Genomic DNA, 10,161 nt, shown 5'->3' on the forward strand with positions numbered 1-10,161 from the left:
GTCCGCGGGGGGCAGGCGGGGGCGGGCGGCTTCAAGCATCGCCGGACTCTCGTCGATCGCGACGAGGGCGGCATCCGGATGGACGTCGAGCACACGCCCACTGGTCTCACCCGTACCCACCCCGAGATCGAGCATGCGCGTCACCCGCCGACCCGCCGTGGCCGCCGCCACCTCGTCCTGCAGCCGTTCGTAGTGCGGCACCTCGGCAACCACCGTGGCTCGATAGGTCCGAGGGTCGAAATGAAACTGCGCCATCCCTCCCTTCTACGGCACTCGGCGCGGCGAGACAGCCCGATTCCCATCCCGAGGTGAGGACGCGAGAGCAGCCGGCCGGCCGGTGACCGGCTCAGTCCTCGGCGGTGGGCTGGAGGATGCGCAGGGCGGTGCGGAGGATCTCGGCGCGGTCGGCGGGGTCGAGGGTGCCGTGGTTGAGGGCGATCGCGGCCATCGTGGCGTGTTTGATCGCGGCGAAGGCGGCGTGCGCGCGCAGGATGGCTGCGCGGTCGGGATCGGGGCCGGCCAGCGCGACGATCACCTGCTGAATCATCCCCTCGAAGGCGCGGGGCAGGCGTTTGTCGATGGCGGCCAGCACGCTCGGTTCCCGGTCGATCAGCGCGGCCAGCTCGCGGGAGTCCGCGGCGAGGTCGATGAACGCGCTGAGCAGCTCGGGCGGGGCGGGCGGCCCGGTGTTGAGGCACTCGATGATCCGGCGGTAGGCCGCCAGGGGCTCGGCGACCAGGCCGTCGAGGATCGCCGCTTTGGACGGGAAGTGGTAGTACAGCGCGGCCGTCGTGGTGCCCAGCTCGCGGGCGATGTCAGCATTGGTCGTGCCGCTGTAGCCATGACGGGCGAACAGGTCGCGAGCGATCGTGAGGATCCGTTCCCTGGTCTGGCTCACGGTTCCGAGATTACTTGCTCATCGATCAGTAAGTGAATGCGCCGGAGGGGCAGAGGCAGGCCACGGGTCACCGACCATATCGGGTTGGTGCCGGAATAGCGCCAGATCGATACGGTCGGTGACCAGCGTGGGCGGTGCCTGGTCCGGGCCGTGATCGCGGGCCGGGCGGTCGTGGTCAGACGGTGACCCAGGCTTTCTCTCGCAGCGGCGTCCCAGGCCGCCACTGCGAGAGAAAGCCCGTGGTAGCCGCCGTCCCCATGCCCGCAACGGTGGCCGCGCTCCCGGTGGACCGAGTTGAACGGGCAGGCGGTGCCTCGGCGATCGGCGAGTATCGCTGAGGGGTGCCGCCTACCGGTCGTTTACGGCAGGGGACGCATGCAGTCCCGGCATCGGTCGTTCAGGATCGACAGGAGCTCGACCGCCTTCAGCGAGGCGTCACGCACCTTGGCGAGATCCTGCGACGAGTTCAGCCGGACCAGCGCGGTCTCGGCTCCGTCCGAGGCGCCCTCGCGGACCGCTTCCACGATCTCGGCCGCGGGGGTGCCGTACTGGAAGAGCAGGATCTCCTTGTCCTGGTAGGCCGGCAGCTCCATGGGTAGGTGACCGAGCCCGATACCCGCGAGGTTGCGGCTGAGGATCTGCCGCACGTTCGTCCCGAGCCGGCCGTAGCCACCGATCTCCCGCAGCAAGCCCATGGTGGTCCTGAAGACTCCGTTGTTCCCCACCACGGCTGACCGCAGATCCTCCCAGGTCCCGGGGGCGTCGGTCGGCACATCGATCATCTGCGCCTCCGACATCTCTACCATCCCTGCTGGCAACCGAAGTACCCCGCGTATACGTGAACCGACACGCCCAGCTCCTTCCGCTTCCCCAGGGAAAGCACTGCGTGCTGCCGGGCCGGCCTCGCCCGGCTTCGCCCGGCGCAATTTTGTTATCCATAAGATATCCGACCCGCTCGGTGAGGTCCAACGCAGGAAGAAGTTCAAGGGTTTCGATAACGTTAACCCTCGCTGCACAGGCCGATGGTGACGCCATCGGGACGTGCCAATTAGTGCGTACTCCGCACCGCCGTCGCGGCCCCCTGTCGACCGCCTCGGATTCCTATCCGTGACATTTGCGCTACGGAAAGGAATCGTCTGGGCGGTCCGGTCGGATAACGTGGCGTATGCACGGTCGGACGCGTCGGTCGGTGCTCCTTTTCGTCCGGGACGGGCGCCGCCCTCGGTGAGGTGCGCGACTACGTGGGCCCCCGGCCACCCTGGGCGGCCCACCCCCGCCACGTGAGCTGGGCCACCGCGGCCCGCAGGAAGTCCCCCAAAGAAAACCTCAAGGATAAATTTTTCCTTCGAGATATCCTTCGAGATATCCCAACAGAAAAGCTTGCACTCATCCGGCGGGAATACCTGTTAACCCGGAAGTTACCGGCGCTTGCAGCCTCGAAATAATCGCCTCCTAGTCTGATTCATGTCGCCGCCGAACAAACACAGAACCACAGTTCGCGGCGCAGCCCATGGTCTTCAGTCCCGGAGCAACGGCTGGTGATGACAGTGCGAGACCCCCGTTTTCCCAGCTCATCTGCCACGGCGATACAGCCGGACGCGGCGATCAAATTCTGCGACACCACGCTCCGCGACGGCGAGCAGGCGCCTGGCGTCGCATTCACCGCGGCCGAGAAACTTGCCATCGCCGCTGCCCTGGACGCCATCGGGGTGCACCAGATCGAAGCCGGAATCCCGGCGATGGGTGTCACCGAGCGGGACGTGCTGCGGGAGATCCTCGCAACCGATCCGCACGCGGAGATCGTGGGCTGGTGCCGGGCCGACCGCCGCGACGTCGAGGCCGCGGCAAGCTGCGGCCTTGTCACCGCGCACCTGACCATCCCCGTCTCCGACTTGCACCTGAAGAGCAAGTTGGGGCGGGATCGGGCCTGGGCGCGGCAGCGGGTCCGCGAGTGTGTCGCGGATGCGACGGATCGTGGGATGCGGGTGAGCGTCGGTTTCGAGGACGCCTCCCGCGCCGACGACGCGTTCGTCACGGACCTGGCGGGCGAACTGCGGGAACTGGGCGTCACCAGGCTGCGCTGGGCCGACACCGTCGGCCTGCTCGACCCGGTGAGCGCGCACGATCGGCTGGGGCGACTGGTCAGGGCGGTCCCGGGGCCGTGGGAGATCCACGCCCACGACGACTTCGGCCTGGCGACGGCCAACACCATCGCCGCCGTCCAGGCGGGGTTCACCTGGGTCAGCACCACCGTGCTCGGCCTGGGCGAACGCGCCGGGAACGCCCCGATCGAAGAGGTCGCGATGGCGCTTCGGCACCTGCTGAAGCTGCCCGTCGACCTGGACACGACGTCGTTTCGCAGCCTCGCCCGGCTGGTGTCGCGGGCCGCACGCCGGCCCCTGCCGGCAGGCAAGGCGGTGGTCGGCGAGTCGGTGTTCGCGCACGAGTCGGGCATCCACGTGCACGGCATCCTGCGCCACCCGGCGACGTACGAGCCGTTCGACCCCGCCGAGGTCGGCGGGCGCCGGCGGCTGGCGATCGGCAAGCACAGCGGGCGGGCCTCGGTCCGCTACGCGCTCGAGCAGTACGGGCTGACCGCCGAGGACGACGAGATCGAACCCCTGCTGGAGCGGGTGCGTGCCGCCGCCACCCAGCACAAGCGCGGCCTTCACGGCCGCGACTTCCAAGAGCTTCTCGGGCGGGTGGAGATGCCGACCCCCCGAGCGGAGGCCCCCCGGCGCGAAGAGCAGGTCTGACCGACCTGCCCGCGCCAGAGGGCTCGTACGACCAGCACCACGGTAGTGCCGACGTCCCGGTCCAATCCGACCGGCGGCACGTCCGGCAGCTCGCGGGCCGACCGGCCCGGCCAGCCCGATCGGCATGGCCGAGCCCCGGTGACCGCGCGCCGGGCAACCGTCCCAAGGAGGAGCACCGCATGCGCCAGATCGCGTTCTACGGCAAGGGTGGTATTGGCAAGTCCACCACCCAGCAGAACACCATGGCGGCCATGGCCGAGATGGGTCAGCGGGTCATGATTGTCGGCTGCGACCCGAAGGCCGACTCGACCCGCCTGATCCTGCACGCGAAGGCGCAGACCTCCGTCATCCAGCTCGCGGCCGAGAAGGGTTCGGTCGAGGACCTGGAGCTCGACGAGGTTCTCGTCGAGGGCCAGTGGGGCATCAAGTGCGTCGAGTCCGGTGGCCCGGAGCCGGGCGTGGGCTGCGCCGGCCGTGGCGTCATCACCTCCATCACCTACCTGGAGGAGGCCGGCGCGTACGAGAACCTCGACTTCGTCACCTACGACGTCCTCGGTGACGTTGTGTGCGGCGGGTTCGCGATGCCGATCCGCCAGGGCAAGGCGCAGGAGATCTACATCGTCACCTCCGGCGAGATGATGGCGATGTACGCGGCGAACAACATCGCCCGCGGCATCCTGAAGTACGCGCACTCCGGCGGCGTCCGGCTCGGCGGGCTCATCTGCAACAGCCGTAACACCGACCGCGAGGACGAGCTGATCATGGAGCTCGCCCGCCGCCTCAACACCCAGATGATCCACTTCATCCCGCGTAACAACGTCGTGCAGCACGCCGAGCTGCGCCGGATGACGGTCATCGAGTACGACCCGACCAACAGCCAGGCCGACCAGTACCGCGAGCTGGCCAACAAGATCGTCAACAACGAGATGAAGACGATCCCGACGCCGATCACCATGGACGAGCTCGAGGAGCTCCTCATCGACTTCGGGATCATGGCGCAGGAGGACGAGACCGTGATCGGCAAGGCCGCCGCCGTCGCCTAACACGTCGCCCGACCACCTGTTCCACTCACCGTCGAGGATGAGGTCCCGATCATGACCACGACGCCGGCACCGACCCGGGCCGAGACCGAGGCGATGATCGCCGAGGTCCTGGGTCAGTACCCCACCAAGGCCGCCAAGTTCCGGACCAAGCACATCAAGGCCAACGACCCCGAGGGGTCGAAGGAGTGCGAGGTCAAGTCCAACATCAAGTCCCGCCCCGGGGTCATGACGATCCGCGGCTGCTCCTACGCCGGATCCAAGGGCGTGGTGTGGGGCCCGGTGAAGGACCTCGTCACCATCAGCCACGGGCCCGTCGGCTGTGGTCAGTACTCCTGGGCCACCCGTCGCAACTACGCCCACGGCCACCTTGGCGTGAACAACTTCACCGCGATGCAGATCACGACGGACTTCCAGGAGAAGGACATCGTCTTCGGCGGCGATGCCAAGCTGGAGACGGTCCTCGACGAGATCGTCGAGCTGTTCCCGCTGGCCAAGGGCGTCTCGATCCAGTCCGAGTGCCCGATCGGTCTGATCGGCGACGACATCGAGGCCGTCGCCAAGAAGTCCGCGAAGAAGCACGACATTCCGGTCATCCCGGTCCGTTGTGAGGGCTTCCGCGGCGTGAGCCAGTCGCTGGGCCACCACATCGCGAACGACGCTGTCCGCGACCACGTGCTCGGCACCGGCGGCGGCACCTTCGAGCAGACCGACTACGACGTCGCGCTGATCGGTGACTACAACATCGGCGGTGACGCCTGGGCCTCGCGGCGGATCCTCGAGGAGATGGGCCTGCGGGTCATCGCCCAGTGGTCCGGTGACGGCACGCTCAACGAGATGAAGTCGACGCACCTGTCGAAGCTCAACCTGATCCACTGCTACCGCTCGATGAACTACATCTGCACCACCATGGAGGAGCGCTTCGGCACTCCGTGGACCGAGTTCAACTTCTTCGGCCCGTCGAAGATCATCTCCTCCATGCGCAAGATCGCCGAGTTCTTCGACGACGAGATCAAGGCGAAGACCGAGGCCGCGATCGCCCGGTACCAGGTGCGCTTCGACGAGATCACCAAGGCGTTCCGGCCGCGGCTCGAGGGCAAGCGGGTCATGCTCGCCATCGGCGGCCTGCGCCCCCGGCACACCATCGGCGCGTACGAGGACCTCGGCATGGAGGTCGTCGGCACCGGCTACGAGTTCGCCCACAAGGACGACTACACCCGGACCTACAGCATGCTCAAGGAAGGCACCCTCCTCTACGACGACCCGAACTCGTTCGAGCTCGAGGAGTTCGCCAAGCACCTCAAGCCGGACCTGATGGGTGCGGGCGTCAAGGAGAAGTACGTCTTCCACAAGATGGGCATCCCCTTCCGGCAGATGCACTCCTGGGACTACTCCGGGCCCTACCACGGCGTCGACGGCTTCGCGGTCTTCGCCCGGGACATGGACATCGCCATCAACAGCCCGGCCTGGGACCTCCTCGAGGCCCCCTGGTCGAAGGCCGGCGAGGTCGCCTGATCCGCCGCCCTCGCGGCACCCGGGCGCCAGGCGCCCAGCAGTAGATGCCCACTGGCAGTAGCTGACCAGTAGTCCATTCAGGTCTGGCCGAACGCAGCCGCCAGCGACCCGGCGACCCCGTGACCGGAGAAGCGGTCGCTGGCGGCTGCCGCGGCAGGCCTCAAGCCCCACCTGGGGACAAGCCCCACAGGGGAGAGGAGGGACGTCCGGTGACGACGACCCCCGAGCACGCCAGCGCGGTCCCACTGCGGGTCCTTGACCACAACGACATCTTCCGCGATGAGGTCTACGAGAAGCAGTTCGAGGGCAAGCGCGAGTTCGAGGACGCGGCCCCGAAGGAAGAGGTCCAGCGGGTCCTCGACTGGACCCGCGGGTGGGAGTACCGGGAGAAGAACTTCGCCCGGGAGGGCCTGACCGTCAACCCGGCCAAGGCCTGCCAGCCGCTCGGCGCGGTGCTCGCCGCGCTCGGGTTCGAGGGCACCATGCCGCTGGTGCACGGGTCGCAGGGCTGCGTGGCGTACTTCCGCAGCCACTTCGCCCGGCACTTCAAGGAGCCGGTGCCCGCCGCCTCCACCTCGATGACCGAGGATGCCGCCGTGTTCGGCGGGATCAACAACCTCGTCGAGGCGATGGAGAACATCACCGCCCTCTACAAGCCGAAGCACATCGCGGTCAGCACCACGTGCATGGCCGAGGTCATCGGTGAGGACCTGTTCGCCTACATCGGCGCGGCGCGCGAGCAGGAGGTGATCAGCCAGGACTTCCCGGTGTCGTACGCCCACACTCCGTCCTTCGTGGGCTCGCACATCACCGGCTACGACGTGATGCTCAAGGGCATCCTCGAGATGCTGGCGAAGTCCCCCGACGCGGACGCGTCGAAGGTGGAGAAGTCCGACAAGGTCCGGCTGAACGTCATCCCCGGGTTCGACACCTACGTCGGCAACCACCGCGAGTACCGGCGCATCCTCGAGCTGATGGGGGTCGACCCGCTGATCCTGGGCGACCACTCCAGCTCGCTGGACTCCCCGGCGGACGGCGAGTACTTCCTCTACCCCGGCGGCACCCCGCTGGCGGAGGGGGCGCTGGCGAAGTTCAGCCGCGCGAGCCTGCTGCTGCAGGAGAGCACGCTGCGCAGGACGGCCGAGTACATCCAGAAGGACTGGAAGCAGGACACGATCGTGCTGGAGACCCCGCTCGGGGTCAAGGGCACGGACGCCTTCCTGACGGCGGTCGCCAAGGTCGCGGAGGTCGAGGTCCCGGCGGAGCTGACCGCCGAGCGCGGCCGCCTGGTCGACGCGATCACCGACTCGCATGCCTACGTGCACGGCAAGCGGGTGGCCATCGCCGGCGATCCGGACCTCGTCATCGCGCTGACCCGGTTCGTGCTCGAGCTCGGGATGATCCCGGTGCACGTCGTGAGCACGAACGCCGACCCCACCTTCAAGGCCCGCATGGAGAAGGTGCTCTCCGCCAGCAAGTTCGGCGCGGAGGCGACCGTGTGGCCGGAGAAGGACCTCTGGCACCTGCGGTCGCTGGTCTTCACCGAGCCGGTCGACGTGCTCATCGGCAGCATGCAGCTGAAGTACATCTCCCGCGAGGCGAACGTGCCGCTGGTCCGGGTCGGGTTCCCGATCTTCGACCGGCACCACCTGCACCGGTTCCCGATCATCGGCTACACGGGTGGTCTGCACCTGCTCACCCAGCTCGTCAACACGATCCTCGACGAGATGGACCGCAACGCCCCCGACCACAGCTTCGACGCGGTCCGCTGACGCGCCGTCCGCTGTAGCCGAGTCGCCGCCGGTGGGACTCACCACCGGCGACGAACCGGGCCAGACGTGGTCGGTCGGCCGCGCCCACCGCGCTCCCTGCGGCCGGCCGACCACTCCCACGGGTCGAGACAGGCAGGAGCACCTGCGCCTTCTCTCCCCGCTCACGGGTGGGTCGGTCAATTCCCTCCCGGGTTGATCGACCCCCCTTGTCCAGCCTCTCCCGAGGACCGCCCCCTCCCGAGGATGGCCCATGGCTGCTACCGAACGTGCCGCCCTGTTCACCGAGGCGGCCTGCGACCACAACAACGCCAAGAGCGCCAAGGCTCGCAAGGCGGGCTGCCCCAAGCCCAAGCCCGGCGGAACCTCCGGCGGCTGCACCTTCGACGGGGCGATGATCACCCTCGTCCCGATCGCCGACAGCGCCCACATCGTCCACGGCCCGATCGCCTGCGCCGGTAACTCCTGGGACGGCCGGGGCAGCCTGTCGTCCGGGCCGACGCTGTTCCGCCACGGCTTCACCACCGACATGACCGAGAACGACGTGGTGCTCGGGGGCGAGCAGCGCCTGTTCGACACGATCTGCGAGGTCGTCGAGCGCTACGCGCCGCCCGCGGCCTTCGTCTACTCCACCTGCGTCACCGCGATGATCGGCGACGATCTCGAAGCGGTCTGCGCGGCCGCCGCGGAGCGGACCGGAGTACCCGTGATCCCGGTCGAGGCCCCGGGCTTCGCCGGCAACAAGAACCTTGGCAACAAGATCGCCGGCCAGGCCCTGTTGGACCATGTGATCGGCACGGTCGAACCGGACGACGTCACCGACCTCGATGTCAACCTCATCGGCGAGTTCAACATCGCCGGCGAGCTGTGGGACGTGGTGCCGCTGCTGACCCGGCTGGGGATCCGGCTGCGGGCCTGCATCAGCGGGGACGCCCGCTACCGCGACATCGCCGCGGCGCACCGGGCGAAGGCGACCATGGTCGTCTGCTCCCGCGCGCTGCTGGGCCTCGCCCGCGGCCTGGAAGAGCGCTACGGCATCCCGTGGTTCGAAGGCAGCTTCTACGGCGTCAGCGCGATGGGCGACTCGCTGCGCGGCTTCGCCCGCCTGCTCGGTGACGACGATCTCTCCCGCCGCACGGAGGAGCTCATCGCCGTCGAGGAGGCGGCCGTCGAGACCGCGCTCGCGCCCTACCGCGCCCGGCTCACCGGCCGCAAGGCCGTGCTCTACACCGGTGGCGTCAAGAGCTGGTCGATCGTCTCCGCGCTGCAGGATCTCGGCATCGAGGTCGTCGGCAGCGGCATCACCAAGAGCTCCGACGGCGACGTCGACAAGATCCGTGAGCTGCTCGGCGACGCCAAGATGATCTCCGAGGGCAGCCCGCGGGAACTGCTGCGGGTGGCGGAGGAGACCGGCGCCGACATCCTCGTCGCCGGTGGCCGCAACCAGTACACCGCGATCAAGGGCCGGCTGCCGTTCCTCGACATCAACCAGGAGCGGCACATCCCCTACGCGGGCTACACCGGCATGGTCGAGTTCGCCCGCCGCCTCGACATGGCGATCGGGAGCCCGGTGTGGGAACAGGTCCGCCGGCCCGCCCCCTGGGACCTGGTCGGGGCCCACTGATGGCCGAGATCATCGTCCCGGAGCGGCACGCCGCGATCGACCCGCTCAAGTACAGCCAGCCGCTCGGCGGCGCGCTCGTCTTCCTCGGCCTGGCCGACTCACTGCCGATCATGCACGGGTCGCAGGGCTGCGCGTCGTTCGCCAAGGCCCTGCTGACCCGGCACTTCAACGAGCCGATTCCGCTGCAGACCACGGCGATCAGCGAGGTGACCGCGGTCCTCGGCAGCGGCGAGGCCATGGTGGCCACCCTCGACGCCATCCGCAAGAAGCAGCGCCCGGCCATCATCGGCCTGCTCACCACGGGTGTCACCGAGGTCTCCGGGGAGGACGTCGGCGGCCAGCTGCGCACCTACCTGGCCACCTGGGCCGACGCCGACGCGGACACCGCGCCGCTGATCATCGGAGTGTCCACTCCGGACTTCCTCGGCGGGCTGTCCGACGGCTGGTCGGCCGCGCTGGAGGCGCTGATCCGGGCCGTGGTGCCCGCGCCGCTGACGGTCGAGGACCACTCGGAGGCGCAGACCGCGCTCATCGCGGCCTCCGCCCCGCCGGCCGCCAC

At 68.6% G+C, this 10,161-nt stretch carries 9 protein-coding genes; 6 read left to right on the top strand and 3 right to left on the bottom strand.

Annotation, left to right across the window (positions count from 1 at the left end; translation table 11 throughout):
- The 3 genes from NBZ85_RS21270 to NBZ85_RS21280 form a co-directional block, all read right to left on the bottom strand.
- On the bottom strand, window positions 1-255 hold a 255-nt coding region (locus NBZ85_RS21270; RefSeq protein ID WP_368861418.1), incomplete at its 3' end, for a methyltransferase domain-containing protein.
- A 91-nt stretch (window positions 256-346) separates the two neighbouring features.
- On the bottom strand, window positions 347-898 hold the full coding sequence (locus NBZ85_RS21275) for a TetR/AcrR family transcriptional regulator (protein WP_261558656.1): 552 nt from the start codon (window positions 896-898) through the stop codon (window positions 347-349).
- 359 nt (window positions 899-1,257) lie between these two features.
- Window positions 1,258-1,695: a hypothetical protein gene (locus NBZ85_RS21280; protein WP_261562469.1), complete on the bottom strand. Its 438-nt coding sequence runs from the start codon at window positions 1,693-1,695 to the stop codon at window positions 1,258-1,260.
- A gap of 741 nt (window positions 1,696-2,436) precedes the next feature.
- On the opposite strand from NBZ85_RS21280, the gene nifV reads away from it, so the two are divergent.
- From nifV to NBZ85_RS21310, 6 genes are all read left to right on the top strand, one after another.
- A complete protein-coding gene (nifV, locus tag NBZ85_RS21285) occupies window positions 2,437-3,654 on the top strand; it encodes a homocitrate synthase (RefSeq protein WP_261562470.1) in 1,218 nt (405 codons plus the stop codon).
- 179 nt (window positions 3,655-3,833) lie between these two features.
- Window positions 3,834-4,697, top strand: coding sequence for a nitrogenase iron protein (nifH, locus tag NBZ85_RS21290; RefSeq protein ID WP_261562471.1), 864 nt, complete (start codon window positions 3,834-3,836; stop codon window positions 4,695-4,697).
- A 51-nt stretch (window positions 4,698-4,748) separates the two neighbouring features.
- Entirely contained in the window at window positions 4,749-6,209 is a 1,461-nt protein-coding gene (nifD, locus tag NBZ85_RS21295) for a nitrogenase molybdenum-iron protein alpha chain (protein WP_261562472.1), read from the top strand.
- A 209-nt stretch (window positions 6,210-6,418) separates the two neighbouring features.
- Window positions 6,419-7,981 carry a nitrogenase molybdenum-iron protein subunit beta gene (nifK, locus tag NBZ85_RS21300; RefSeq protein ID WP_261562473.1) on the top strand — a complete coding sequence of 521 codons (1,563 nt, stop codon included), beginning with the start codon at window positions 6,419-6,421 and terminating at the stop codon, window positions 7,979-7,981.
- Window positions 7,982-8,231: 250 nt separating this feature from the next.
- Window positions 8,232-9,602, top strand: a complete 1,371-nt coding sequence (gene nifE / locus NBZ85_RS21305; protein ID WP_261562474.1) for a nitrogenase iron-molybdenum cofactor biosynthesis protein NifE — start codon at window positions 8,232-8,234, stop codon at window positions 9,600-9,602.
- Window positions 9,602-10,161: nitrogenase component 1 (locus NBZ85_RS21310; protein WP_308205202.1), on the top strand; the 560-nt coding region annotated here is incomplete at its 3' end. The genes nifE and NBZ85_RS21310, both read left to right, overlap by 1 nt.

The organism is Frankia tisae (assembly GCF_025403405.1).
Lineage (GTDB): Bacteria > Actinomycetota > Actinomycetes > Frankiales > Frankiaceae > Frankia > Frankia tisai.

Bases quoted from the DNA above. Each gene is read 5' to 3' on its own strand.
- NBZ85_RS21280 (WP_261562469.1), bottom strand. From the start codon at position 1,695: ATGTCGGAGGCGCAGATGATCGATGTGCCGACCGACGCCCCCGGGACC.
- nifH (WP_261562471.1), top strand. From the start codon at position 3,834: ATGCGCCAGATCGCGTTCTACGGCAAGGGTGGTATTGGCAAGTCCACC.
- nifD (WP_261562472.1), top strand. From the start codon at position 4,749: ATGACCACGACGCCGGCACCGACCCGGGCCGAGACCGAGGCGATGATC.
- nifE (WP_261562474.1), top strand. From the start codon at position 8,232: ATGGCTGCTACCGAACGTGCCGCCCTGTTCACCGAGGCGGCCTGCGAC.